Here is a 26064-nt window from a genome sequence, read left to right on the forward strand (position 1 = left end):
ACCACCGTCCGCTGCTTCCGTCTTTCGCCCCCGGCCCCTCCTCCGGCACCCCTCCCCGGTTGTCCACTCCGGTGTTCAGCCTGAAAACATGTCAAGCTGACATGTCCAGTTTCCGGACATAGCCTTCTTTCGCCGCGCCATCCTCAAAAACGCATCTATTTGAATTTACACATACAAATAGACAGTCCAGGCCGCAAGCAAGGATGGTCCGCCTTTTGCTCATGAATCGTGACTGAAGGGAAGGATGTCGCGCACACGCAAAACGCGGCTTTTCGGAGCGATGCACTCTCCGTTGCGGCTTAAGCGGGGGGGTAAACGCTATGCATCGCGACCGGAAAGCGACGGTGCCGCCGGAACGTGACAGCCGTATACACAACGCTTCGCCTCCGGAAAAAGGGGTCACCACGACCGGACGTGAAAGCGGCCCTGCAGCAACGACAAACAAAACCACCAACTTCGGAGGACGTCATGGCAGTTCAGGAACAAGTCTACGGTTTCTTCATCCCCAGCGTGACGTTGATCGGCATTGGCGCAGCCAAACAGATTCCCGATAAGATCAAGGCTCTCGGCGGCAGCAAGCCGCTTCTGGTCACGGACAAGGGCGTTGTGGCCGCCGGCATCTGCAAGCAGGTGACCGACCTTCTCGACGCCGCTTCCATGCCCTACGTCATCTATGACGAGACCGTGCCCAACCCCACGGATAAAAACGTCGCCGACGGCGTCGCCATCTACAAGAAAAACGGCTGCGACAGCCTCATCACCCTGGGCGGCGGCTCGTCCCACGACTGCGGCAAGGGCATTGGGCTGATCATTTCCAACGGCGGCCAGATCCACGACTACGAAGGCATCGACAAGGCCACCAAGCCGCTGATGCCCTACCTGGCCGTCAACACCACCGCCGGCACGGGTTCGGAAATGACCCGGTTCGCGGTCATCACCGACACCTCCCGCCATGTGAAGATGGCCATCGCCGACTGGCGCATCACCGCAGGCATCGCCATCGACGACCCGGTGCTCATGGTTGGCATGCCCCCGGCGCTGACCGCCGCCACGGGCATGGACGCCCTGACCCACTCGGTGGAAGCCTACGTCTCCACCATCGCCAACCCCATGACCGACGCCTGCGCCGTGGAGTCGATCAAGCTGGTCTTCAAGTACCTGCGCAAGGCCGTGGCCAACGGCCAGGATCTGGAAGCCCGCGAAGGCATGTGCTTCGCCCAGTACCTCGGCGGCATGGCGTTTAACAACGCGAGCCTCGGCTACGTCCACGCCATGGCCCACCAGCTGGGCGGCTTCTACAACCTGCCCCACGGCGAATGCAACGCGCTGCTGTTGCCCCATGTCGAGCAGTTCAACCTGATCGCCAAGGTCGAGAAGTTCGCCGAAATGGCGCGCATCATGGGCGAGAACACGGACGGCATGTCGCCGCGCGACGCCGCCGAACTGGCGCTCAAGGCCATCCGCCAGCTGTCGACCGACGTCGGCATTCCGGCCACCCTGGTCGAGCTTGGCAAGCGCTACGGCAAGGACGTCAAGGCCAGCGACATTCCGACCATGACCGCCAATGCCCAGAAGGACATCTGCAAGTTCACCAATCCGCGTTGCGCCACGGATAAGGACGTGGCCGCCATTTACACCGGCGCGCTGTAAAAGCCTCCTTCCCGGCGGATTCCGGCGGCCAACCCCGGAATCCGCCGACTCCCCAAATGGCCGGTTTTCCGGCCATGCTTTCGACAAAGGGTCCGTCAAAGCGGCAGGCAGCCGAACCGCCATGGTGCCAACCTACGGAAGATTCTTGCCAAAGCCCGGGCGGGCCCTTTGTCCGGAGCATGCCTCCCCTCCCCCTGCCTCCGTTTCATCCCCTGCCAAGAAAAAAGGCCGGGAGGACTATGTCCTCCCGGCCTTTTGTTGCGCAGCCTCGTGGCGCGATCACGCCTCGCCGTTTGTCGACGTGGCCTTCCTGCCCGCGAAGAGGTTGGAGACGACCACGAAGAACAGCGGAATGAAGATGAGGTCGATGAAGGTGGCGGAAAGCATGCCGCCGCAAACGGCGGTGCCGATGGCGTTCATGGCCCCGGCTCCGGCCCCGTTGGCCAGCGCCAGGGGCAGGACGCCGAAGAAGAAGGCCAGGGAGGTCATCATCACCGGGCGAAACCGCACCTTGACCGCGCCGAGGGTCGCCCGGACGAGCCCTTCGCCATGCCCCATGCGCTCCTTGATGAACTGGATGATGAGGATGGCGTTCTTGGTGGAAAGGCCGAGGGTGGTCAGAAAGCCGATCTGGAAATACACGTCGTTGGGCAGGCCCCGCATCGACGTGGCCACGATGGCGCCGAGCACGCCGAGCGGCAGCATGAGCATGTTGACGATGGGGATGGTCCAGCTCTCGTAGAGGGCGGCCACGCACAGGAAGATCACGAAGATGGAAAAGGCGTAGAGAATGGGCCCCTGGGCCGTGGCCATGCGTTCCTGATAGGACAGCCCGGTCCAGTCGAAGCCGATGCCCTGGGGCAGCTTGGAGGCAAAGGACTCCATGAGGGCCATGGCCTCGCCGGTGCTGTGCCCGGGGGCCGGTTCGCCCCAGAGGTTGATGGACGGGAAGGCGTTGTAGCGTTCGAGCTTGGGCGAACCGATGGCCCAGCGGCCCTTGGCGAAGGCCGAGACCGGGACCATCTTGCCGGCGGTGTTGCGCACGTAGAGCTTGTTGAGGTCCCTCGGCAACATGCGAAACGGCGCGTCGGCCTGGACGTAGACCTGCTTGACCCGGCCGCCCTGGATGAAGTTGTTGACGTAGGAGCTGCCGAAGGCCGCGGCGATGGTCGTGTGGATGGAGTCGATGGGGACGCCGAGCGCCCCGGCCTTGTCCCAATCCACGTCCAGGTAGTATTCCGGCACGTCCTCCATGCCGTTGGGGCGCACGCGGACCAGCCGCGGATCGTGCCGGGCCATGCCGAGCAGCTGGTTGCGGGCGGCCATGAGCTTGTCGTGGCCGAGCCCGCCGCGATCCTGCAATTCGAAGTCGAAGCCGGTGGCCATGCCGAGCTCAACCACCGGCGGCGGCGGAAAAGCAAAGACCTGGGCCCCCTTGATCTGGGAGAACTCCCGCATGGCCCGGGCGGCGATGGCCTTGACCTTGAGGTTGTCTCCCGGGCGCTTGTCCCAGTCCTTGAGCTTGACGAACCCGAGGGCCATGTTCTGGCCCTGGCCGCCGAAACTGACGCCCGAGATGTCCATGAAGGATTCCACGGCGTCCTTTTCCTTTTCCAGAAAGTAGCTCCTGACCTTTTGCATGACGGCCTGGGTCTGCTCCAGGGTGCTGGTGCCCGGGGGCAGCGTGGCCTGGACGGTCAGGATGCCCTGGTCCTCGTCAGGGATGTACGAGGTGGGCATGCGGTGGAACAGATAGCCGACCAGGACCACGATGCCGCAATAGAGGATGAGGTAGCGCGTGGCCTTGGAAAAGGAATGGCCCACCAGGCCGACATAGGCGGCCCGGACCTTGAAGAAGACGGCGTCGAACCAGCGGAAAAAGGGTCGCAGGAAAAAGACCACGTTCTCCGACGATTCATGTCCCTTGGCCACGGGTTTTAAAAACGTCGCGCAAAGGACCGGCGTCAGGATCAAGGCCACCAGCACCGACAGCAGCATGGAGGCGATGATGGTGATGGAGAACTGGCGGTAGAGCACGCCCGTGGAGCCCTGGAAAAAGGCCATGGGGCCGAAGACCGCCGAGAGCACCAGGCCGATGCCGATAAGCGCGCTGGTGATCTCGTCCATGGACTTGGCCGTGGCCTGCCGAGGGGAAATCCCCTCCTCGGACATGATGCGCTCCACGTTTTCCACGACCACGATGGCGTCGTCCACGAGCAGGCCGATGGCCAGCACCATGGCGAACATGGTCAGCATGTTGATGGAGTAGCCGAAGAAGTTGAGCACGGCGAGGGTGCCCATGAGCACCACCGGCACGGCGATGGTCGGGATGAGCGTGGCCCGGATATTGCCCATGAAAAGGAACATGATCAGGAATACGAGCACCACGGCCTCGAAGAGCGTCTTGACCACCTCGTGGATGGCCACCTTGGTGAAGGGCGTGGTGTCGTAGGGATAGACAACCTTCATGCCATGGGGGAAATAGTGGCTCATTTCCACCATCTTGTCCTTGATGGCCTGGGCCGTGGACAAGGCGTTGGCCCCGGACGCCTGCCGGATGGCCATGGCGGCCGAGGGCCTGCCGTTGTGATAGCCCACCACGTCGGAGCGCTCGGAGCCCAGTTCCGTGCGGCCCACGTCCTTGATGCGCACCATGGAGCCGTCCTGGTTGATCCGCAGCGGGATGTCGGCGAACTGCTGGGGCGTCTGGAGCAGGTGCTGCACGATGATGGGGGAATTGAGGTGCTGGCCCGGCACGGCCGGCGCGCCGCCGAACTGGCCGGCGGAGACCTCGACGTTGTAGGCGTTGAGCGCCGAGATGACGTCCCCCATGGTCAGGTTGAAGCTGTGGAGCTTGTCCGGGTCGAGCCAGACGCGCATGGCGTACTGGGTGCCGAAGTTTTCCACCTCGCCGACCCCGGGCACCCGGGACAGCACCTTTTCCAGGGTGGACTGGGCGTAGTCGCGCAGGTCCTCGCCGCTCATGCTGCCGTCCTCGGAGATGAGCCCGACGACGATGAGGTAGTTGCGGGTGGACTTGCTGACCTTGACGCCCGACTGCTGCACCGTCTCGGGCAGGCTGGCCATGGCGAGCTGCAGCTTGTTTTGCACCTTGGACCAGGCGATGTCCGGGTCGGTGCCCGGGGTGAAGGTCATCTCCAGCCGGGCCTCGCCCGAGGACGAGCTGGAGCCGGTCAGGTACAACATGCCGTCGAGGCCGGTCATCTTCTGCTCGATGATCTGGGTGACGGTATTTTCCACCGTCTCGGCCGACGCGCCGGGATAATAGGCCGTGATCGAAATCGACGGCGGCGCGATGGGCGGATACTGGGCGATGGGCATGCTGTAGATGGAAAGCCCGCCCAGAGAGAGCAAAATGATGGCGATGACCCAGGCAAAGACGGGTCGGTCCAGAAAAAATTTCGAGAGCATTACTTGCCCCCCGCATCCTTTTTCGCAGGTTTGGCCTCGGCCTTGGCTGCCGGGGCGTCCCCCTTGGGCTTCTGGTCAAGCTCCGTGGCCTTGACCACGGTTCCCGGGCGCAGCATCTGCAAACCCTCGACGATCACCCTGTCGCCCGGGGCCAGGCCCTTGTCCACGAGCCAATCGCTGCCGATGGCCCGATCCAGGGTCAGCATCCGCAACTCGACCTTGCTTTCCTTGTCGACGATCAGGGCATAGGGCTGGCCCTTGGCGTTGCGGGACACCCCCTGCTGGGGCACGAGGAGGCCCTCGGGATTGACGCCTTCGGTGATCACCGCCCGCACGAACATGCCCGGCAGGATCTCGCCCTTGGGGTTGGGGAAGATCAGGCGCAGGATGACCGAGCCGGTGGTGGGATCGACCGTCACGTCGCTGAATTGCAGCGTGCCGTCCAAGGAATACGGCATCCCGTTCTCCTGGATGAGCCGCACCTTTTCGTGGCCCTTGGCCTTCGGATCGATGAGGCCTTCCTTGAACCGGGCCTTCATGCGCAGCATCTCGGCCGTGGATTGGGGCACGTCCACGTAAATGGGGTCCAACTGCTGGATGGTGGCCAGGGCTGTGGACTGGTAGGCGGTCACGATGGCCCCGTCGGTCACGCTCGACTTGCCGATGCGGCCGGAGATAGGCGCGGTCACCTTGGTGTAGCCCAGATTGATGCGGGCCGTTTGCACCCGGGCCTCCAGGGAGGTGATGCTGGCCCGCACCTGGTCGAGGTTGGAGGCCGCGTCGTCGTAGTCCTGCTGGCTAAGCGCACTGTTGGCCACCAGGGACTTGTAGCGCTCGGCCCGCAGCTTCGTCGTCGGCAGCTTGGCCTTGGCCTCGGCCAGGGCGGCCTGGGCGTTGTCGAGCTCGGCCTGGAAAGGGGCGGGATCGATCTGGTAGAGGACCTGTCCTTCCTTGACGTTGCTGCCCTCCGTGAACAGGCGTTTTTCAATGAGCCCGTTCACGCGCGGCCGGATCTCGGCCACCCGGAAGGCGGAGGTGCGCCCCGACAGTTCCGTGGCAAGCGAAACCTCGTGCGGTGCCAGCGTCACGGTGGACACGGCGGGCATGGGGCGCTGCTGCGGCATGGCCGACTTGTCGTTACTGCAGCCGACAAGCAGAAAAAGAGAAACACAGGCCACGAGCGTCAGTTTGTACGAAGAGAAACTTCCAAGGCGCTGCATCAGGGACCTCCGACTGTGCTACTTCAGATGAGTCGTAACGAAAACGCACGTTATGCATCTCCAACCTTGCCCGGCGATGCTGCCAAGCATCCGGGATGCCCGTTTGGCACTGGCTGGGGAGAATCTTTCCGGCGAACGCATGTGTATAATTACAATATTAACAACATTTTTATAAAAAAAATTCTTGTATCATGAAAATGATACGTTTTAAAATACTATTGCAGCAAGGAAGCTGCTTTGGAAAACCGGCGAACCTGATCCATAATATGTTTTGTAACAGTCCCTTGCTCGAAATATTCCGAGGTTACTCCATTTAAATGTATGGCAATGACGGAATACTGACAATATCCGATAACCGTACTGGTCAAATAAATCGCTGCCAGTCTCGGGTCTGGCGTATCAATATAATCATCTATAATTTCTATGATTGTATCAAATGATTCTTGAAATATATTTTGCGTTAAAAACTTCAACCGATCCTTGTCGTCTGTCAGCAATTCCCTGAAGAAAAGCTTCGACAGAACATCATCCTCGAAAAGAAGCGCCACAAACCATGCGATGGCATGTTCCAGGCGCTCTTCCGCATTGGCGCCGCTGGCCAGGGCCTCCGCCAGGGAATGGCTCCTGCCGATGAACACAAAGGCCAGGACGGACCGAATAAGCTCTTCTTTATCCTTGAAATAATAATACAAATTAGCCTGCGTCATGCCGACCGTCGTGGCGATGCGGCGCATGGACACCGCGCTGTATCCCTCGCAAGCAAAAAGCTGGGACGCAACGACAAGGATCTTTTCACGCATATTCGGAGCAGGCATGACACCTCGTCATGTAAACAAGTGATTACTGAACGATCGTTTAAGAACCCTTCCGGGTGGTTTGTCAAGGTCGATTCGACGCCCGCCGCATTTGCTGCGGACGCCGGCGTGGCCGCAACGCGCCTTGGCCGTCGGCCAACAACGCCAAACGCCCCCACCGCCGCGCAGTGCAAGGTCCGGGACAAGCGCCCCGCTCCCGCGCCGCGAAAACGCGACAGGCCGCTAGCCGCCGGCAAGCTTTACGGTATAGCCGAGTTCCTTGAGGGCCAGGGCCAGGGCGTCACGGTGATCGCCCTGGATTTCGATGACGCCGTCCTTGACGGTCCCGCCTGCCCCGCAACGCTGCTTGAGCTTTTTGGCCAGGGCTTCGAGCGCCTCCGGCGGCAGGGGGACGCCGGTCACGCAGGACACGCCCTTGCCTTTGCGGCCCTTGGTCTGCCGGGATATGCGCACGATGCCGTCGCCTTGGGGCGCGCGTTGCTTCCCGGCGCAGGCGCAGGCCGCCACGGGCCTGCCGCAGCCGGGACACATCTTGCCCGCGTCGGTGGAATAAACGAGACTGGAATTTTGCCTTTTTTGCATGGCCATGGGGAGCCTTCCAAGGCGGTGCGGACCCGAACGAGGCGCGCAAATGGGCCGTCCGGGTCCGCGCCGATGCGTTAACGGTTATCCGGCTGCGACCGTACGGCCTTGAGGCCCGTCAGGCTGATGCGGTACGGCATGCCCGCTTTCGAGGCAATAAGCCGCTTGCTCCTGAGCTTTATGAAAATAGCCAACGTGCAGTCTGAAAGCACAAGCCCATCGCGGGTATGGCATTCGACAGCTTCAATGCGGCCGAACGCATCGCGATAATGCACGATGTAGCCGCCTTTGGCCAAAACGTGAAGGGTCCTCTGCTCGAGCTTGGAAATGTTCATGTCGGAGATGCTCACTGCGGTAATCCAATGTACAAAACCGGCGCGCATCAACGATGCCGCCGTCCTTTCGCACAAGCTGACAACCAAAGGCCCGGATCAAACGGGGTTTGGTTATCGGATTACCGCAATCTCCAACATGCACCCTCATCAAGCCGATCAGGCTTACAAAACGCGGATGGCATCGGCTAGCAAACACGCCATAGCCGGTCAAGTAATTTATGCACAACCGTCGATCAGGCCCGCAGGCAGCCGCGGCCAGGGCTCTTCGGCCGTCCGGAGCGGCCCCGCAGGGGGATCGGGGAAAAGAGAAACGCCGCGCGGGACGCGGGCCTCGTGCGGCGATGCCCGCCTGGGCGATCCGATCACCCGCTTCACGAAGGGCTTCGGCTCCTTCCAACGGGCAAGGTATTCTTTTTCAATGAAAACCAACACGTTTTAGAGACAGGACATATTCCGATCGGGGAGAATGCGACACATTTTTTTAAAGAACTTTCCCGCCCTTTGCGCTATGCAGGAACGAAACATTTTATTCCCTATGGAATACGCCGAAACCGGAGGTTTTGTAGCATGAGAATTCTTCTGGTTTATCCCCTCTATCCGGATACTTTCTGGAGCTTCAAACATATCTTGCCGTTTATTTCCCGAAAAGCGGCCTTTCCGCCGCTGGGCCTGCTGACGGTTGCCGCCATGCTGCCGACGCAATGGGAAAAACGACTTGTCGATGCCAACGTCGCGCCCCTTCGCGACGAGGACCTGGCCTGGGCGGACATGGTTTTCATAAGCGCCATGGTCGTGCAAGAAGCCGGCGCCAAGGACGTCATCGCCCGGGCGCGGGCCATGGGCAAATGCGTCGTGGCCGGCGGACCGGCCTTTACCGCCCAGCCCGAGCGTTTCCAGGGGGTGGACCATTTCGTCCTCAACGAAGCCGAGACCACACTGCCGCTTTTTCTCGAGGACTGGCGCCGGGGCGAGCTCAAGCCTCTTTACACCTCTTCCGAGCGGCCGGACATCGCCTGCACGCCCATCCCGCAATGGGATCTGATCAACTTCCGGGACTATGTCACCATGTCCGTGCAATACTCACGCGGTTGCCCGTTCGACTGCGAGTTTTGCGACATCGTGGTCCTAAACGGCCGCCGTCCCAGGGTCAAATCCCCCGACCAGATGCTGCATGAAATCAAAAGCCTGCACAACGCCGGCTGGCGCGGCCCGGTCTTTATCGTGGACGACAATTTCATCGGCAATATCGCCTCGGTGAAGCAGTTCCTGCCCCGGCTCATCGACTGGCAGACGCGGCATGGCTATCCCTTCAAATTCATGACCGAGGCGAGCATCAACCTGGCCCGGGATGGCGAACTGGTCGCCATGATGAGCAAGGCCAATTTCCATAAGATCTTTATCGGCATCGAGACGCCTTCCACGGACAGCCTCGAGGAATGCGGCAAAAAACAGAACGTGGCCATGGATTTCCCCCAAGCCATCAAGATCCTGCATCAAAACGGCTTGCAGGTCATGGGCGGGTTCATCGTCGGGTTCGACAGCGACACGGAAAGCATCTTTGAACAGCAAATCCGCTTCATCCAGAAGATCGGGGTGGTCACGGCCATGGTCGGCATCCTTACCGCCATGCCCAAGACGCGGTTATGGCGCCGACTCAAGGCCGAAAACCGGCTTCTCGGCGATGCCACGGGCGAAAACACGGACGCCAGCCTGAACTTCATCCCGACCATGCGCCGCGAAACCCTGATCAACGGCTACAAAAACCTTCTGTCCACGCTTTACGCACCCGAGTATTACTATGACCGCATCAATACCTTTCTGAAAAATTACAATCCGACCGCCCGGGGCAAACTTGCCTGGAGCGATTTCCAGGCCTTTATCAAGAGCCTGTGGCGCATCGGCATTCTGTCCCGGGCCAGGTTCGACTACTGGAAGCTTCTTTTCAAAACGGCCCTGACCAAGCGGAAGGCGCTGCCCGTGGCCGTGGAACTGGCCATCCTCGGCCGGCACTTTCAGTTGGTGGCCAAGCGGGCCCTTTTGGCCACGGATGCCTGGGCCGAATCCACGGCAAACGAGTCATCCCGGACGGGATGAGGCCCGGGTGACGGGAGGGCACAGCGGTCGGCGGGGGGGGAAACCGGCAGCCCAGAGCCGGGCATGATCCAGGCGTGCGCGGCCTGAAAGCCGCCTCGACTTAGAAAGGAAAGTCCTCGCCCATGGCGGGGGACGGCGGGAGCGCCTTCTCCACCGGTTTTTCGGCCTGCTTGTGGACCGGATTCGCCCTGACGTAAATGGCCTTGTAGGGCCGGGTGGGACAGGCGTGCTCACAGGCGCCGCAACCGACGCAGATGGCTTCGTTCACTTCCGGGATGACCAGTTTGCGGTCCGCCATGGTCAGATACGGCACCATGTGCACCGCCTTGGTCGGGCAGTGCTCGGAACAGGCGCCGCAATTGGTGTTGTCCGTGTGCACCACGCAATTTTCCTTGACGAACCGCGCCACGCCGAGCTGGGTGCGTTGCTTGAGCGCTTTCGCCACCGGCAGGATGGCCCCGCTTGGACAGATCGCCGAACAGGCGGTGCAGTCGAAGTTGCAGTAGCCGGACCGGAAATCCAGCCGCGGCTGCATGAGGCCGGACGGACCGTAATCGAGAAACGAGGGGACCAGCACCCGGGACGGGCAGGCGGCGACGCACAGGTGGCAGGCCGTGCACCGGAAGGTGAAGTGGGCCACGCTTTGCGATCCGGGGGGTGAAACCGGGCCGGTGCGCTCCTCGGGGATGGTGGTGGGACGGCTTTGGACGAATCCCGCCGGCTGGGCCGGCGTCGTTTGGGGCGCGGCCAGACCCAGGCCCGTGGCGGCCAGGCCGATCAAAAACCGCCTCCGGCCCGGACTTTCCGTGCCCGCTTCGGGCGACTTCCCCTGCCCCCTTCCGAATCGCAGGGCCTGGTCGGGACAGACCGCCAGGCAGTTGCAGCAACCGACGCAACGGGAAAAATCGACCGTCTTTTCCCGGAAGTCGATGCAGCCCGCCTTGCACACGCGCTCGCACCGTCCGCACGCGCCGCAGGTTGCCGGGTCTATCCGCAGACGAAACAAGGCATGCTTCGAAACCATCCCGAGCAGGGTTCCCACGGGGCACAGCGTGTTGCAGTAGAGGCGGCCGTGGCGCGCGCCAAGCCACCCAACCGTCAGCAGCATGGCCAGGGCCACGCCGACGGAAACCGGGGCCATCGCCGGCCACGGGACCTGGTACACGGCATGGATGCCCCACCGTTCGGCGACAAACGCCGCCAGGTTGTTGGCGGCAAGCACGACGGGCTCGGCGAGGTTGGCGAGAATCCGACCGAAATTGCTGAACGGATCGAGCAGGTTGAGCAGCAATCCGCTCCCGGCCAGGAGCAGGAGCACGGTGAGGGCCAGGACCGTGTACCGGATCGCCGCGTGCGGTTTGGAAAACGCGTAGCGTTGCCGCTTTTTCCCGGCGATACGCCGCCTGGCGTCGGACAGGCGGCGTATCGCGTCCTGCAACGTCCCCAAGGGGCAGAAGGTGGAACAGTAGATCCGCCCGAAAAGGAGCGTGAGGGCGATGACGACCAGGAAACCCGTCGCCCCGAGAGCGGCGTTTCCCAGGAAGCGCAGCAGCGACGGGACGAATTGCAGGTAGAGCACGCCATCGGCCAGCCGGCGGACCCCGACGCCCCTGAAGTCCAGGAAAAGCCCCATGGTCAGAACCAGGAAGACGAGGGCGACGGCGACCCGTATGGGCTTGAGCCAACGAAGCGACATCTTAGCCGAGCTTGATGCGGTTGATGGCCAAGTCCTTGAGGTCCATGCGGCCGAGTTGCATGTCCGAGGCGAGCTGGATGTGCCGGATCTCGCCGGGTTCCAGGCCGAACAGCTTGGCCGCGGCCGCATCGGCGGCCACGCAGTCCCGCGAGAGGAGCTGCGCCTTCATGATGGCGACGTCGCTTTCCGACACGCCGCGAGGGCCGTTTCGCTTCATGATGGAGTAGGCGTCCACGACGATGAGGTCCGGTTTGCGCAACGAGGCGAAGTCGGCGATGCACTGGTGCAGGTCGTTGCGATGCCAGTAGCCGCGATCCCAGACCACGCCCATCAGGTTCTTCATGCCGGCGGTGAGCCTGGTGGAACTGTGGTCCTTGAGCACCGGCGCATTGATGAACACGTCCGCATCCAAAAGCGCCTGGTGGACCAGCGCCTTGGTCAGCCGCTTGCCGCGCGGGACCGCCACTTCCCGGTAATACCCCTCGCTGTCGGCCGAGAGCATCTTGCCCCCGGCGTCCTCGACCGCCTTGCCGATGCCGCTCGTGGCATAGCACTGTCGCCAGTTGTCGCAGGTGTGGTCGAAGACGACGACCTCCTTGGCCCCGGCCTCGAGGCACCGCGTCACGATGCGGCCCACCAGCGCGGGGTGGGTATTGGCTCCCCGCTCCGGCGGCACGTCCCAGCCGATATTCGGTTTGACCACGACCTTGCTGCCCTTGGGCACAAAGGCGCCCATGCCGCCATAGGCCTCGATGGCCGCGTCGAACATGGCCTCCGGCTCGCCGCCGCGAACGGCCACCAGATCCCAGTCCTTGCCCTTTTCGGCGGCGACGGCCGCCCTTCCCAAGCCGCCCACGCCGCCGAGCGCAAGACCGGAACCGGCGACGATGCCGCCACGAATGGCTGTCTTTAAAAAGTCACGACGATCCATGGTCTTTCCTCCTGGGGTTGATGCAACATGCGGAGCCCTATTTGACCACGACCAGTTCGTACTCCCGGGTTCCCAGGCCGATTTTTTCGGCGTGCTCCAGACAGGTACGCCATTCGGACTCGGGTCGGGAGTTGGTGAAATGGTCGTGATGGTCGACAAAATCCGGTTTGGCCATGTTGTCCGCAAGCTGGCTGCCCGGCAGCGGCGTGGCTCGCAGGCAGGCGTCCGCGCAGGCCTGATCCAGCGCCAACGGGTCGAAGGAGGCGAACATGCCGATGTTGGGCAGGATGGGCGCGTCGTTTTCGCCGTGGCAGTCGCAGTTGGGGGAGACATCCACGATAAGCGAGATGTGGAATTGTGGACGGCCATCCACCACGGCCTTGGTGTATTCGGCCATCTTGCGGTTCAGCATCCCGAGGGCGGTCTCGAGTTCGAAGGAAATCGCGTCGAAGTTGCATGATCCAAGGCAGCGGCCGCATCCGACGCAGTTGTCATGGTTGACGGCAGTCTTCTTGGTTTCCGGGTCGAAGTGGAGCGCGTCGTTGGCGCACTCCTTCAGGCAGGTGCGGCAACCCTTGCACTTTTCGGGGTCGATGCGCGCCTTGCCGTTGCTGTGTTGCTCGGTCTTGCCCGCGCGCGAGCCGCAGCCCATGCCGATGTTCTTGATGGTGCCGCCGAACCCGGTCATCTCATGCCCCTTGAAATGGGTCAGGCTGATGAACACGTCCGCATCCATGATGGCGCGCCCGATCTTGGCTTCCTTCACATATTCGCCGCCAGCCACGGGCACCGCGATATCGTCCGTGCCCTTGAGCCCGTCGCCGATCAGAATCGGGCAACCGACCGTCAGCGCCGTGAAACCGTTTTCCCAGGCGCACTGGAGATGCTCCAGGGCGTTTTTCCGGCTGCCCGGATACATGGTGTTGCAGTCGGTCAGGAAGGGCTTGCCGCCGAGCTCCTTGACCACGTCGGCCACGGCCCTGGCATAATTGGGGCGCAGGTAACTGATATTCCCCAACTCGCCGAAGTGCAATTTGATGGCCGCGAACCGGCCCTTCATGTCGATCTGTCCGATCCCGGCCTTCTTGATCATCTTTTTCAGCTTGGTAGGCAGACCGTCGCCGAAAGCCTTTGTGCGGAAATCCGTAAAATACACTTTTGCTTTGTCCATGCCTTTTCACCTTTGTTCGCCTACGCGGGTCTCCGCTTTTCCACGCGGCATCCAGCAAGGCTCAGAAATGCAACCGTTTTGGGTCCGATGCCTCGGCTGTGCGATGCCGCTTCCAAAGCGCCCCCACCCACCGCGTGAAGCGCTGCGGCCTGCCGTCAAACCGGACAGGCGCGCCGCGCTTCGGGGTGAGCAGGCGAACGTGCCTGTCTCTGTCTGTCGTGACCGTTCGTGGCATGGCGCTCCACTTATGTCGGGGTGTTGCCGGAGGCCGTAAAATCGGCTGTCGGGATTTATTGCATACTCCCCGGAAAGGACCGGGGGGAGGCACGATCCTCTCAATTTCTTGCCTAATCCGACAAGTCTCTCCCGAATTATCCAACCAGGATGCTGTTGCCAAGAGACTTGCGCGAAAGCCGCATGGCACCACCCGCCAATGCCGGAGGAGGCCAATAAGGAATGGGGGTTAGGGGCGGTCTGACAGTGGGACGCAGGCCTCGAAATCAAATTTTTCCAGCCGCGGCAAGGGCCGCATGAATCGTCTTGAAAGGAAGAAGGAGCGACAAGGGGGCATCAAGGAGCGGTATGGCGCCGTATCCGGCATACCACTGCGCAACACGTTCGTTTTTGGCGTCGATGAGCAGAGCCACACCGCCAGCCTGACTGGCGGCCAGCAGGCACCGGCGTCCGGCGGCCAGCAGGAGTTGTCCACCCAGGCCACGACCTTGCATGGATCGATCCACGGCAAGCCGGGCCAGTCGAAAAACCGGCACCTCATGGCGCGCCAGGCCGCGCGCGACAAACTTGGGAGTACGATCGAAAGCGAGAGACGCTGGGCTGACGCTGTAAAACCCGAGGATCCTCTGGCCATCCGCGTCATCCATGGCGAGGAATGTCTTGGCCCCACCCTGGAGGTGGCTCTTGCGCGCATGGCGGCGCAAAAAATCGTTCAACGCGGCATCGCCACAATCGAACGCTTCCCGATCATGGGTTTTGGCGATCGCCTCTTCGTGCCATGCCGGCACGTCCATGATCATTTCGGCATGGCCTGCGCCGCAGCCAGCAACTTCGCATTGGGGGCGGGCGGATTTTCCAAAAGATCCAGGGCGCGCAGGCTGTCCCGATCGGAGAGACGAAGCCTTTCCGCTTGGTCGATCACCGCGCGTGCAGCCTCCACCGCGCTGCTGACGACAAAATCCGTCAGATTTGTATGTCTGAGAGCAACTGCCCGAAGAAGCAAGGTTTTCTCCTCAGTCGGGATACGAAGCGACATCCGGCTGTTGTCCTCGATAGGGATCTGCGGCATGCCTTTCCTCCTGCCGTTGTACGTTTTCAAAACGTACATATCCCCTCTCCTTTGTCAATACCTCAATTCTTTGTTGCAGCGTCTGGAGCTGCCCCGATTTCATGGACAGCGCATCCGTCGAGAAGGAGACGTTCACGATGTCGAGGGGCTCCCCTTCCCGTCCGGTGTCGACCCGCCGCAACGTGAACCAGCGGTCGGAAGTTCACCGGGGCGTCGCGACCCGACCGACCGAAGCCGCGTTGATTGACTTGGCCCGGGCTCCGTGCCATGTAATCGGGTAACTCTGGAAAATGGTGGTGTTATGAGCAAGACCGAAGGCATCTGGAATGCGCTGAGTTCGTTTTTCATCAAGCACTCGACGACCATCTTCGTCATCGCCACGATCATCTGCCTGGTGCTCATCACCTATCTGACCAACCACCTGCGACCCTATGTCGTCGGGGCCTGGGTGGTGGTCGGCATCCTCACGTCGCTGCTTTTTTCCGGCGTGGCCCTGGTGGTCGTCCTGGCCGTGGCGGCGGTGCAAAAGGCCAGGCACCTGCGGCTGATTACCTACGAGCCCAACGGCGCAAACACGTTGCGCGCCAGCTTCGAGAACGAAAAAATCCGCCTTGGCGAATTTTACTCCCCCTACCTCGTTCCCAACGAGGGCAAGACGTTTACCCACTGCGAGATCGAGGGCCCGGGCGGCCTGTTGTTCCGGGGCACAAGCCGCCTGGAACGCTGCCGCTTCACCCTGTGCGACGTCATCGTGGTCAACGAGGGCGACAAGGTCAACACGGCGGCCCACTTCGTCGACGGGACGTTTACCGACTGCCACTTCGTCAATGTGGCCCTCTACCTGACCCAGGAGACGGCCGCGGCCCTTTTCAAGTCCCACAAGGACGCAACCGGCGAAGAGATGGTGATGTTCTGCTTCAGGCAGGGATAGGCGCGGCGTCCACGGCCAGCATGAGGCTGACCGCCACGATGACCAGGATGGAAAAGACGTAGACCGCCCGGGCCTGACGCTTGTCGTCGCCCGCACCGAAACGGGCCAGACCGAACCAGATCAGGGAAAGCGCCGTGGCCAGCGCGAAAAACCGCATCCCGGCATAGCCGCATACGGTCAGCAGTTGGGCCTCCACCATGAAGACCAGAATATGGCCGGCGATATGCCGCTTGGTGGTGGCGATGTCGCAAGCGACCGGCAGCACGGGGATGCCGGCGGCGCGGTAGTCGTCGTAGCGGCTTATGGCGATGGCATAAGAGTGCGGCATCTGCCAGGAACAAAAAAGCGCCAGCACGAGCAGCGCGCCGAGGTCGAAACGCTGGCTGACGGCGCAGTAGGCGGCAAGCGGCGGCGTCGCGCCGGCAAGGCTCCCGACCAGGGTGCTTAACGGCGAAATGCGTTTGAGCGCCAGACTGTAGGCCCCGACGTAGACGGCGAATCCCAGAACCGTAAGCCCCGTGGCCAAAGCGTTGGTCCCGACCCACAAGACGGCCAGCCCGGCCGCGCCAAGCACCCCGGCGTACACCATGGCGGCCCGGCCCGACATGGTCCCGACAGCCAGGGCCCGGTTCCAGGTCCGGGCCATCCTGCGGTCGATTTCCCGGTCGATGACGTTATTGACGACGCAGGCCGAGGCCACGACCAGGGCCACGCCGGCCAGGACGGCCAGCAACAATCCCGACTCCATATGCCCCCTCGCGGCCAGACCGAATCCGCCGAACGCGGAGATCAGGTTGGCGACGACGATCCAGGGCTTGGCAACCAGCACATACCGCCGCAGCCGGCCGTGCGGCCTTACATACGGGAGTGCAGGCTGTACATGATCCATAACGATCCGCCGATGAAAAGGAACATGATGAAGAAGGTGAAAAGCAGCGACAGCATGTTCCAGTACATGCCCGAGGACCGGTCCAGGTGGAGGAAGTAGTGCAGGTGGACGACGATCTGGATCACGGCGGCGGCGTAGAGGCACAACAGCGTGGCCCCATGCGGCAAGGCGCCGGTCATGACCAGGGCAAAGGGAATGCCGGTCAGCACCAGGGAAAGGACAAAGCCCAGGGTGTAGGTCCGAAAGGAACCGCTGCCGGCCCGGACGTCGCTTTCGCCGGAGGCGTGCGTCTGGCTCATGACATGACCCCCATCAGGTAGACGACGGTGAAAAGCCCGATCCAGATGATGTCCAGGAAATGCCAGAACATCCCCAGGCGGGCCAGGCGGGAGCGCACGGGCACGGTGAGCCCCTTGGTCAGGATCTGCCCCATCATGACGGCCAGCCACAGCAACCCCACGGTCACGTGGGCGCCGTGGGTGCCGACCAGCGTGAAAAAGGCCGAAAGAAACCCGCTGCGCTGCGGTCCGGCCCCGGCCAGGATCAGCCGGGAAAATTCGCCCAGTTCCATGACGATAAAGCCCAGTCCCAGCAGGAAGGTCAGCACCAATCCGGCCAGACCCAGGCCTTTTTTCCCGGCCCCAAGGGCCAGCGAGGCGTAGCCGAAAACCACGCTGCTCGTCAGCAGCAGCATGGTTTCGACAAAGACCTCGGGCAGGTGGAAGAGTTCCCTGGCCGAGGGACCGCCGGCCGTGTTGGGAGCCAGCACCACGTACGTGGCAAAAAGCGCCGAAAACACGATCAGGTCGGTCATGAGATAGAGCCAGAAGCCCAGGGCGTGCAGGCCCGGGGCGTCGTGATCGGCGCCGTGTCCGACCGGCCCGGTCATGGTCGCTGTGTCCGTGGTCATCGTGTCACCTCGTAAAAGATCCCGGTATGAAGCATGGTCATGACGCGCTCGCCGACGCGGCCGCCATGGCCTGGCGGCGCAGGTCCTCGATGCGTTCGACCTCGGCGGCGGGGATGACGTAGTGGATGTCGTCATCGCCGGCCCGGGCGATCACGGCCACCACGATGCCAAGCAGGCCGGCCAGGGCCAGCCACCAGATGTGCCAGATCATGGCGAAGCCGAACAGAAAGGCGAGAATGCCGATGATAAACCCGTATCCGGTGTTTTTCGGCATCTCGATGTCTTCATAATGGTCCGGCCGGGCATAGGCGATGCCCTTCTCCTTCATGTCCCAGAAGGCGTCGATGTCGTGCACCACGGGGATGGTGGCGAAGTTGTAGACGGCCGGCGGCGAGGACGTAGCCCACTCCAGGGTGCGGCCGTCCCAGGGATCGCCCGTCACATCCCGGTTGGCTTGCCGGTTTTTCAGGCTCACGACGAGTTGCATCAGCATGCAGCCGATGCCGCATAAAATGATCAGCGTGCCGACGGCCGCGATGATGAGCAGCGGTTGCCAGGCCGGGTTGTCATAGTGTTGCAGGCGCCGGGGCATGCCCATGAAACCCAGGATGTAAAGCGGCACGAAGGCCAGGTAGAAGCCGATCAGCCAGCACCAGAAGGTGCGCTTGCCCCAGGTCTCGTCGAGGGTGAAGCCGAAGGCCTTGGGGAACCAGTAGACGTAGCCGGCCAGAAAGCCGAACAGCGTGCCCGGGATCAGCATGTTGTGGAAGTGGGCGATGAGAAACAGACTGTTGTGGACCACGTAGTCGGCCGGCGGAATGGACATGAGGACGCCGGTGAGGCCGCCGAGCACGAAAGTCGTCAAAAAGCCGATGGTCCAGTACAGCGGCGTGGTCAGGCGGATCCGGCCGCGATACATCGTGAAAAGCCAGTTGAAGACCTTCACCCCTGTCGGGATGGCGATGAGCATGGTGGAGATGCCGAAAAAGATATTGACGTTGACGCTCGCGCCCATGGTGAAGAAGTGGTGCACCCACACGGCGAACGACAGGAACATGATGGCGGCCGTGGCATAGACGAGCGAGGTGTAGCCGAAGATGCGCTTGCTCGAAAAGGTGGCCACGACTTCGGAGAAAACGCCGAAAGCCGGCAGGATGACGATGTACACCTCGGGATGGCCCCAAGTCCAAAAGAGGTTGGTATAGAGCATCATGTTGCCGCCGAAGCCGTTGGAGAAAAAGTGCATGCCCAGGTACCGGTCAAGCGCGACAAGGGCCAGGGCCACGGTCAGGACCGGGAAGGAGAAGATGAGCAGCACGTTGGTGAAAATCGACGTCCAGGTGAAAAGCGGCAGGCGCATGAGCCTCAGTCCCGGGGCGCGCATCTTAAGGACGGTCACCAGGAAGTTGACGCCGGTCAGAACCGAGCCCACGCCGGCGATCTGGATGGACCACAGCCAGTAATCGACGCCGGTGCCCGGGCTGAAAGCCAGTTCGGTCAGGGGCGCGTAGCCCGACCAGCCGGCCTTGGAAAATTCCCCCACCCCAAGCGAGACCATGACCAGCAGGGCCCCGGCCACGGTCAGCCACAGGCTCACCGCGTTGAGGAACGGAAAAGCCACGTCGCGGGCCCCGATCTGCTGCGGCACCACGATGTTCATCAGTCCGGTCAGAAACGGCATGGCCATGAAAAGAATCATGATCGTGCCGTGGGCGCTGAAAATCTGGTTGAAGTGGTCGGGCGGCAGAAACCCCTGGGAGGCGCCCAGGGCGACGGCCTGCTGGGAGCGCATCAGGATGGCGTCGGAAAAGCCCCGCAACAGCATGATCAGGGCCACGATGATGTACATCACGCCGATTCGCTTGTGATCGACGCTGGTGAGCCACTCCCGCCAAAGGTACGGCCATTTCCGGAAGTAGGTGATGAGCCCGAGGATAAGCAGGCCAAGCAGCGCGGAACCGACGACCGCCCCCATGACGATGGGATCATGATAGGGGATCGCGGCGAGAGTCAGTTTTCCAAGCATGTCAACGCTCCTGTGCGACATCGGGCTGGCCGTGTCCGCCATGCCCCTGGGCGTGCATCATGATATCTCCATAATGGGGGGCCATGGGCGCGGTCTTGTGCATCACGTATTCGAAAAGCCCCGGGGCGATCGAGGAGAAAAGCTGGACGGGGTCCTTCTCGCTGGGCTTACGCAGGGCGTCGAGCCGGGCGATATCGAGCTTGTCCGGCGAAGCCTTGACCTTTTGTACCCAGGCCTCGAAGGCTTGCTGCGACAGGGCCTTGGCCGCAAACGTCATGGTCGGGAAGCCGCGGCCGCTAAATTGCTGGTTTTGCCCGGCGTACACGCCCTCGGTATCGGCCATGAGGTGAAGCCGCGTCTGCATGCCGCCCATGGCGTAGATCTGGCTGCCGAGCTGGGGGATGAAAAACGACGTCATGACCGTGTCCGAGGTGAGCCGAAAGCTGAGCGGCACCCGGGCCGGGAACACCAGTTCGTTGACCACGGCAATCCCCTGGTCGGGGTAGATGAAAAGCCACTTCCAATCGAGGCTCACCACGTCGATGCGAAGCGGCGCGACCCCGACGTCGAGGGGACGGTACGGGTCGAGGCGGTGGGTCTCGCGCCAGGTGATCACCGAGAGCACCAGCACGATGGCCAGGGGCACGAGCCAGACCACGGTTTCGATCCGGCCGCTGTGGGTCCACGTGGGATCGTATTTCGCCTTCGGATTCGAGGCCCGGTACTTCAGCGGAAACCAGATGGCCATGACGATGACCGGCACGACGACCAGCAGCATCAGGACAAAGGCCACGATGATCAACCGCCGCTCCGAATCGCCAATGGGTCCCTTGGGATGGAGAAGGACCATTTCGCTGCAACCGGAAAGCGACGCCACGATGCCAAGCAACATCAGGGCAATGAGCACGACGACCACACTTTTTTTCATGTGCCCCCCAATATCTTGAAAAATCCAGGCTCCATCCATTATTTACTTTTTTGCCGAGAGGTTGTCAACGCACCTTGCCTTTGGCGCCCGGGCGCCGGATCGCGACTCGCCATGATTTGCAACTTCGCGTGTGCCCTGACCGCGTATCTGTTCGCATATACGGGGAAGTCCATCACCTCCCGGGGCGCTCCAAGCCCTCCTCTCCCGGCGCATTTCGCCTGCATGAAAGGCCGTCAGCCTGGGTGCATCCCGGCATCCCGACGCTCAAATCCCGAAAAATTTGCTGCATTCGACGCAACGCACAGGCGATCCACACGAAACGCATATGAACTCCGTCAACAGGATGAAATTAAAGCCATTCCAGAGAATCAGCACCTACGAAAGGACGAGGGGGACGAAGGGACAGGATGGGATTGCGGATCAATCGGGGCCGCCAACGATGCCACCAGGCACGCATATGCCCGCGTAGAGCCTCCTCGAGTGTGCCGCGCCTGTACACTATCCGGCACAGCGTGCTAAATTTGGCGTGTTGTTCTCAAAGACAGTCCTTGTTCCACCGGGAGGCATGACATGAAAACAGTGCTCGTGACGGGCTTTGGTCCGTATGGCAACACGCCGGTCAACCCCTCGAACTTGTCCGCCAAGGCTCTGGACGGCATCACCATCGCCGGCGCGCGCGTCGTGGGCCGGGAGGCGCCCAGCTACTGGTTCACCTGCATCGACAGCGTGGTCCAGGCCATAGCCGAGGTGAAGCCCTGCCTCGTTTTCATGCTGGGGGAGTTCGGCGGACGCTCCATGATCACGGTGGAACGCATTGCGCAAAACTTCAACGATTCCAGCCGGTACAACCTGAGGGACAATGCGGGCAAGGTGCTCCAGGGTGAGCCGGTGGTTCCAGGCGGCCCCGCGGCCCACTCTTCCACGCTGCCCCTGCGGGCCATGGTGCTGGCCATGCGCAGGGCCGGTTTCCCGGCAGACATCTCCGACGCGCCAGGCACGCTCATGTGCAACCACCTGATGTACGGGGTGCTGCACCACATCGCGGCAAACGGGCTTCCAATCCGGGCCGGGTGGGTCCACCTGCCATCCCTGCCCGAGGTGGCCGCCATGGACCAGTTCCTTGGCAATCCCAGCATGTCCCTGGAGACGGTGGTCGGGGGGCTCAAGGTGTCCATTCAGGCTGCCCTGGAGCACGAGAAGGACGTTGATGCGCCGGTATTGTCCCGGTGGCAGTTGTAGAGAGTGATTTCCGATGTGCCCCCAGGGGGGGCGACCAACTGGTGCTGGACGCAGCGCCGGCCCGATCGCTGTAGGGCAGACCTGCGTTCCTGTCGTTTCGTGGATGCGTCAATACTTATCGGAGGATTGTCGTGGACAGGCTGTTTTTCGCCATGGGCGCGCTCTCGGCGTGCTTATCCGTGATCGCCGGGGCGCTTGGATCCCATGCCCTGAAGCACCGGCTGGCCCCGGACATGTTGGCCGTGTTCGAGATCGGCGTGCGCTACCAGATGTATCACGCCCTGGCCCTGCTCGGCGTGGGGCTCGCCTCCGCCAGGTGGGGCGGCACATGCATGAACGTCGGCGGCTGGTGCTTTGTCCTCGGAACCGTGCTGTTTTCCGGGAGCATCTACCAGTTGAGCCTCACGGGCACCACATTCCTCGGCATTGTCACACCCATCGGCGGCGCCATCTGGATGATCGGATGGGTGTCGATCGCCTTGGGGGCGTTGCGGGCGAGGTGAGCTGGCAGGCTTGTACGGCCCGCCCGGGAATAATCGAATGACGGGTGGGATTTGAAATGGCGGACAAATTGGGTCCGCCAACGATGCCAACAGGCATGGCCCGCTGCAAAATGAAAAAGGGGCCAGGACCATCAGTCCTAACCCCTTAAAATTTGGAGCCAGCGAGGAGACTCAAACTCCTGACCTGCTGATTACGAATAAGTTGCTAATATGGTTGCAATGAATTGTGATGCGTTGAAATTTGGTGAATATACCGTATTTACAGGGCATAACCGGATGCCCCAGGTTGACCTCGGGTGCGCTCCGAGTTAGCATTTTGTTAGCCAATGCCGCAACCATGTTAGCAATAGGTTAGCAAAAATGAGCAGGGAAAAAACCAAATTTACCGGGGTATACCGGCGCGTTTCCGACACCCGTCGTCACAATGGCAAGCCCGATATCTGCTTTGACATCAACCACCGCGACTCCACGGGGCGTCTCGTCTGGGAGAAGGTCGGTTGGGCCAGCGAGGGCTATACCGCCCAAATGGCCTCCGACATCCGGGGGGAGCGAATCCGAATCGAGCGTCATACTGGTGTGTTGCCGGAGCGCAGGAAAAAATCCGCCATGACCATGGGCGACGCCTGGGCCATCTTCAAGGAGAAGTGGTTGCCCAATCTGGCCCACCCCCGCGACGAGGAGAGTCGGTATACCTGCCACATAGCCCCGCGCTTCAGTTCCACTCCCCTGGATCGGATTACGCCGCTGGCTCTCGAAACCTTCAAGCAGGAACTGCTCGGCAAGGGGTTGGCCCCGGCGAGCGCCCGCCTCATCCTGGGGGATATCCGCCGCATCTATCGAAAACTCATCTCTTGGAATCTCTACTCGGGCACTGTGCCGACCGACGGACTCAAGATGCCCCGCGCCGACAACGCCCGCATCCGATACCTGACTCCGGACGAGGCGGAACGACTGCTCGACGCCCTGAAAACCAGAAGCCCGTCCTGGTGGCGCATGGCCATGATCAGCTTGCATACCGGCATGCGGATCGGGGAAATTTTGTCCTTGCGTGGCAGCGACATCAATCTGCCATCCAGAGTCGTTCACGTGCGCGACGCCAAGGCTGGCACGCGCATGGCGCACATGACCGATGCCGTCGCGCCGGTATTCGAGGATGTCATGCCCGCCACTCCGGATGGGCTGCTTTTCTGCTCCAGAGAAGGCAAACCGTTGCGTGTGACCGACACTAGCAACACGTTTGCCAAGGTGATCAAGACCCTCGGATTCAACGACGGCCTGACGGATCGCAGGCAGAAAGTCGTATTTCATACCCTCCGACACACCTTTTGCAGTTGGTTGGCGATTCAGGGAGTTCCCCTGTACACCATTGGAGAACTTGTCGGGCATTCCAGCCTGGAAATGACAAAACGTTATTCTCACCTGTGTCCCGACACCAAACGCAAGGCCATCAGCCACGTGGAGGTCATGGCCCAAAATGGCAAGCCCCCTATGGCTGCTCATTCGTCTTGACGCGTTTGCCTTCCAGGTATGCCTGCAACGACTTCCTGGAATAGAGAACTCGCCCACCATCCTTGATGTAGCTTGGTCCTCCGCCGCGACACCTCTTGGTCTTGAGAGTCGCGGCGGACATGGAGAAAAGCTTTGCCGCCTCCTCTTCGGTCAAGAATTCTTTTCGTCTGAGAACTTCTATTTCAGCGACAGGCGCTAACAATTTGGATAAAGCTGCATCCATAGCTTGAGCGATATCATCCTGTGTGAGCTGCATATTTCCTCCATCATTGGCTGGCCAGCCCGGGGCTCCGTCGCCAGCTAGCAACCGTGGGCAACGCGAAATACATGAAGGAAATTCCTTTGTATGACAAGAAAAATTTTTCTCTATATCTCGGAGTGTAATGGTGAGCTCAAGCAGGAGAAGCAAGACAGCCAGCTTGCGGCCAAACTAGCGAGATATCTTTTGACGGATAATTGTTTTTAATCATAAAAGATATTTTTAATAGCTGTCTCGGCCAAATTCCTTGGCAAGCTTCTGCTTGGTTGAAAAGCTGGAATTTCCTGCTTGTACTGCCGGAGAAACGCCAGCATGCAGCTCGGCTAGGTCTTTCCTGTCTCCAGCAAGGCAGCCTGAACGGTGCCGAAAAGAAACAGGAGGGATAAGAGAGCGCATCCAGAGCGCGAGGGACACGGCCATGGGATCGGCTTCGATGGGGGAGCAGTCTTGGACACGACTGACCCCATCGCCATCATAACTCAGATAGCGGCTTAAGCCGCCAAGGACGAGAACACGTATGGCCGGCGTGAAGAGCACCTCGAAGATCCGTTGACAGATCGGGTTGCCTTGCCTGTGGTGATGAGTTACATTGTATCTCAGAAAAAGGAGGTCGCCATGGCTGCCACATCGATGGTCCACGTCCGCGTGGATGAAAACGTCAAGGCTCAGGCGGCGGAAACTCTTGCCACGATGGGCCTTTCCATTTCCGACGCCGTCCGCGTCCTGCTGGTGCGGGTCGCCGCCGAGAAACAGCTGCCGTTCGAGTTGAAGGCACCGAATGCCACGACCCGCGCTGCGATGGCCGAAGCTGAGGACATTGTTAAGACTCGCCGCGCGCGTTTCCAGAGTGCTGAGGAAGTGTTCAATGCCATCGAAGAAGCCGGCCGGCAGTAAACGGGCTCCACTGCCGAGGGCGGCCGATTATACGAAGCCCTTCCTCAAAGATTGGAAGCGGTTGGAGCGTTCAGGCCGATACGATATGCGGCGACTCAAGGAAGTCATGCTGTTGCTGATTGCCAATGACGGGCCGCTCGCACCTGAATGGTCCGATCACCCACTCGTAGGCAATTGGGAGGGATATCGTGAATGTCACGTCGGCGGAGATTTTCTGCTTGTCTACCGACTCGCGGAAGCATCCTCCAGCAGCCTGATTGTTTTCGTCCGCGCGGGCACCCATGCCGAATTGTTTGAATGATGAGAGGGCGTGAGACCGGTCAATCGACTTCGCCACAGACGGTCCTGAGGAGCTTTTCCGCGTCAGCTTCCAGGTGGAGTTGGTCGAGAAACCCATCCGGCAGGTTGGCCAAGAGCTCCTCGGACATCTGCCGAGTCATCCCATCGTTCTTCCTGGGACGGACGGTTTCGTACTGCCGGCGGCTGATCTTGAGGATGCCCAAGGCTTATTTTTAGGAGATGCGGGGCTGACCATTACCCACAGGAATTTTCTGATAATTCTACGGCTCCCGCCTGCCGATTCTGGTTGACGGTGCGTCGCAGGCAAAACAAGGCGAAAGCGATCAACTGCAAGCGGGATTATGCCCGGATTCCCTTTTGCCTTCCGCACTTTCACCGGAATATCTTGCTATTTTTGTGAAATGGCACCAGAAATTCCAGCGAAAGTGCGGAGCGATTACCTCCCTA

25 protein-coding genes are annotated in these 26064 nt (G+C 61.2%); 9 read left to right on the plus strand and 16 right to left on the minus strand.

Features of this window, described 5'->3' with window-relative positions:
- Nucleotides 1-468: 468 nt before the first annotated feature.
- Nucleotides 469-1650, plus strand: coding sequence for an iron-containing alcohol dehydrogenase (locus tag K9F62_00160; protein UJX41157.1), 1182 nt, complete (start codon nucleotides 469-471; stop codon nucleotides 1648-1650).
- A 279-nt stretch (nucleotides 1651-1929) separates the two neighbouring features.
- Here the strand turns inward: K9F62_00160 and K9F62_00165 are convergent, their stop codons facing one another.
- From K9F62_00165 to K9F62_00185, 5 genes are all read right to left on the minus strand, one after another.
- Nucleotides 1930-5082, minus strand: coding sequence for an efflux RND transporter permease subunit (locus tag K9F62_00165; protein ID UJX41158.1), 3153 nt, complete (start codon nucleotides 5080-5082; stop codon nucleotides 1930-1932).
- The gene (locus tag K9F62_00170) at nucleotides 5082-6302 is read right to left on the minus strand and encodes an efflux RND transporter periplasmic adaptor subunit (protein UJX41159.1); all 1221 of its coding nucleotides are present in this window, start codon (nucleotides 6300-6302) and stop codon (nucleotides 5082-5084) included. The genes K9F62_00165 and K9F62_00170 overlap by 1 nt, the downstream gene beginning before the upstream one ends.
- A gap of 215 nt (nucleotides 6303-6517) precedes the next feature.
- Nucleotides 6518-7117, minus strand: coding sequence for a TetR/AcrR family transcriptional regulator (locus K9F62_00175; GenBank protein ID UJX41160.1), 600 nt, complete (start codon nucleotides 7115-7117; stop codon nucleotides 6518-6520).
- 222 nt (nucleotides 7118-7339) lie between these two features.
- Nucleotides 7340-7705 (minus strand): translation initiation factor Sui1, encoded by a 366-nt coding sequence (locus K9F62_00180; GenBank protein UJX41161.1) that lies wholly within the window; start codon nucleotides 7703-7705, stop codon nucleotides 7340-7342.
- A gap of 71 nt (nucleotides 7706-7776) precedes the next feature.
- Nucleotides 7777-8034: a YjhX family toxin gene (locus K9F62_00185; protein UJX41162.1), complete on the minus strand. Its 258-nt coding sequence runs from the start codon at nucleotides 8032-8034 to the stop codon at nucleotides 7777-7779.
- Here K9F62_00185 and K9F62_00190 point away from each other — a divergent pair.
- Entirely contained in the window at nucleotides 8033-8473 is a 441-nt protein-coding gene (locus K9F62_00190; protein ID UJX41163.1) for a hypothetical protein, read from the plus strand. The genes K9F62_00185 and K9F62_00190 overlap by 2 nt on opposite strands.
- Before the next feature lie 128 nt (nucleotides 8474-8601).
- A complete protein-coding gene (locus K9F62_00195; GenBank protein ID UJX41164.1) occupies nucleotides 8602-10128 on the plus strand; it encodes a B12-binding domain-containing radical SAM protein in 1527 nt (508 codons plus the stop codon).
- Nucleotides 10129-10228: 100 nt separating this feature from the next.
- Here K9F62_00195 and K9F62_00200 read toward each other — a convergent pair whose 3' ends face one another.
- The 5 genes from K9F62_00200 to K9F62_00220 all read right to left on the minus strand — a co-directional run bounded on the left by K9F62_00200 (nucleotide 10229) and on the right by K9F62_00220 (nucleotide 15229).
- A complete protein-coding gene (locus K9F62_00200) occupies nucleotides 10229-11824 on the minus strand; it encodes a 4Fe-4S binding protein (protein ID UJX41165.1) in 1596 nt (531 codons plus the stop codon).
- Nucleotide 11825: 1 nt separating this feature from the next.
- Nucleotides 11826-12755 carry a DUF362 domain-containing protein gene (locus K9F62_00205; GenBank protein ID UJX41166.1) on the minus strand — a complete coding sequence of 310 codons (930 nt, stop codon included), beginning with the start codon at nucleotides 12753-12755 and terminating at the stop codon, nucleotides 11826-11828.
- 37 nt (nucleotides 12756-12792) lie between these two features.
- Entirely contained in the window at nucleotides 12793-13926 is a 1134-nt protein-coding gene (locus K9F62_00210; protein UJX41167.1) for a DUF362 domain-containing protein, read from the minus strand.
- 500 nt (nucleotides 13927-14426) lie between these two features.
- A complete protein-coding gene (locus K9F62_00215; GenBank protein UJX43084.1) occupies nucleotides 14427-14954 on the minus strand; it encodes a GNAT family N-acetyltransferase in 528 nt (175 codons plus the stop codon).
- 2 nt (nucleotides 14955-14956) lie between these two features.
- The gene (locus K9F62_00220) at nucleotides 14957-15229 is read right to left on the minus strand and encodes a DUF1778 domain-containing protein (protein UJX43085.1); all 273 of its coding nucleotides are present in this window, start codon (nucleotides 15227-15229) and stop codon (nucleotides 14957-14959) included.
- A gap of 301 nt (nucleotides 15230-15530) precedes the next feature.
- On the opposite strand from K9F62_00220, the gene K9F62_00225 reads away from it, so the two are divergent.
- Nucleotides 15531-16160 (plus strand): hypothetical protein, encoded by a 630-nt coding sequence (locus K9F62_00225; GenBank protein UJX41168.1) that lies wholly within the window; start codon nucleotides 15531-15533, stop codon nucleotides 16158-16160.
- Here the strand turns inward: K9F62_00225 and cyoE are convergent.
- Genes cyoE through cyoA form a run of 5 tightly spaced genes read right to left on the minus strand, consistent with a single transcriptional unit; the run spans nucleotide 16147 to nucleotide 20913 of the window.
- Complete coding sequence (gene cyoE, locus K9F62_00230; GenBank protein UJX41169.1) at nucleotides 16147-17049, minus strand: heme o synthase; 903 nt, start codon at nucleotides 17047-17049, stop codon at nucleotides 16147-16149. The two genes, K9F62_00225 and cyoE, sit on opposite strands and share 14 nt — an antisense overlap.
- A complete protein-coding gene (gene cyoD / locus K9F62_00235) occupies nucleotides 17016-17348 on the minus strand; it encodes a cytochrome o ubiquinol oxidase subunit IV (protein UJX41170.1) in 333 nt (110 codons plus the stop codon). The genes cyoE and cyoD overlap by 34 nt, the downstream gene beginning before the upstream one ends.
- A complete protein-coding gene (gene cyoC, locus K9F62_00240; GenBank protein UJX41171.1) occupies nucleotides 17345-17959 on the minus strand; it encodes a cytochrome o ubiquinol oxidase subunit III in 615 nt (204 codons plus the stop codon). Before cyoC ends, cyoD begins: the two co-directional genes overlap by 4 nt.
- 37 nt (nucleotides 17960-17996) lie before the next feature.
- A complete protein-coding gene (gene cyoB / locus K9F62_00245) occupies nucleotides 17997-20006 on the minus strand; it encodes a cytochrome o ubiquinol oxidase subunit I (GenBank protein UJX41172.1) in 2010 nt (669 codons plus the stop codon).
- A complete protein-coding gene (gene cyoA / locus K9F62_00250) occupies nucleotides 19987-20913 on the minus strand; it encodes a ubiquinol oxidase subunit II (protein UJX41173.1) in 927 nt (308 codons plus the stop codon). Before cyoA ends, cyoB begins: the two co-directional genes overlap by 20 nt.
- A gap of 570 nt (nucleotides 20914-21483) precedes the next feature.
- Here cyoA and pcp point away from each other — a divergent pair.
- The 3 genes from pcp to K9F62_00265 all read left to right on the plus strand — a co-directional run bounded on the left by pcp (nucleotide 21484) and on the right by K9F62_00265 (nucleotide 24164).
- Nucleotides 21484-22152 (plus strand): pyroglutamyl-peptidase I, encoded by a 669-nt coding sequence (gene pcp, locus K9F62_00255; protein UJX41174.1) that lies wholly within the window; start codon nucleotides 21484-21486, stop codon nucleotides 22150-22152.
- A 131-nt stretch (nucleotides 22153-22283) separates the two neighbouring features.
- A complete protein-coding gene (locus K9F62_00260) occupies nucleotides 22284-22655 on the plus strand; it encodes a DUF423 domain-containing protein (protein UJX41175.1) in 372 nt (123 codons plus the stop codon).
- 360 nt (nucleotides 22656-23015) lie between these two features.
- Entirely contained in the window at nucleotides 23016-24164 is a 1149-nt protein-coding gene (locus K9F62_00265) for a site-specific integrase (protein ID UJX41176.1), read from the plus strand.
- Here the strand turns inward: K9F62_00265 and K9F62_00270 are convergent.
- Nucleotides 24142-24387, minus strand: a complete 246-nt coding sequence (locus K9F62_00270; GenBank protein UJX43086.1) for a helix-turn-helix domain-containing protein — start codon at nucleotides 24385-24387, stop codon at nucleotides 24142-24144. The two genes, K9F62_00265 and K9F62_00270, sit on opposite strands and share 23 nt — an antisense overlap.
- A gap of 651 nt (nucleotides 24388-25038) precedes the next feature.
- Here K9F62_00270 and K9F62_00275 point away from each other — a divergent pair.
- Nucleotides 25039-25317: a type II toxin-antitoxin system RelB/DinJ family antitoxin gene (locus K9F62_00275; GenBank protein ID UJX41177.1), complete on the plus strand. Its 279-nt coding sequence runs from the start codon at nucleotides 25039-25041 to the stop codon at nucleotides 25315-25317.
- On the plus strand, nucleotides 25289-25618 hold the full coding sequence (locus K9F62_00280) for a type II toxin-antitoxin system YafQ family toxin (GenBank protein ID UJX41178.1): 330 nt from the start codon (nucleotides 25289-25291) through the stop codon (nucleotides 25616-25618). The genes K9F62_00275 and K9F62_00280 overlap by 29 nt, the downstream gene beginning before the upstream one ends.
- The last annotated feature ends 446 nt before the right edge of the window (nucleotides 25619-26064 follow it).

The sequence above is a fragment of the Desulfovibrio sp. JY genome (assembly GCA_021730285.1).
GTDB lineage: Bacteria > Desulfobacterota > Desulfovibrionia > Desulfovibrionales > Desulfovibrionaceae > Solidesulfovibrio.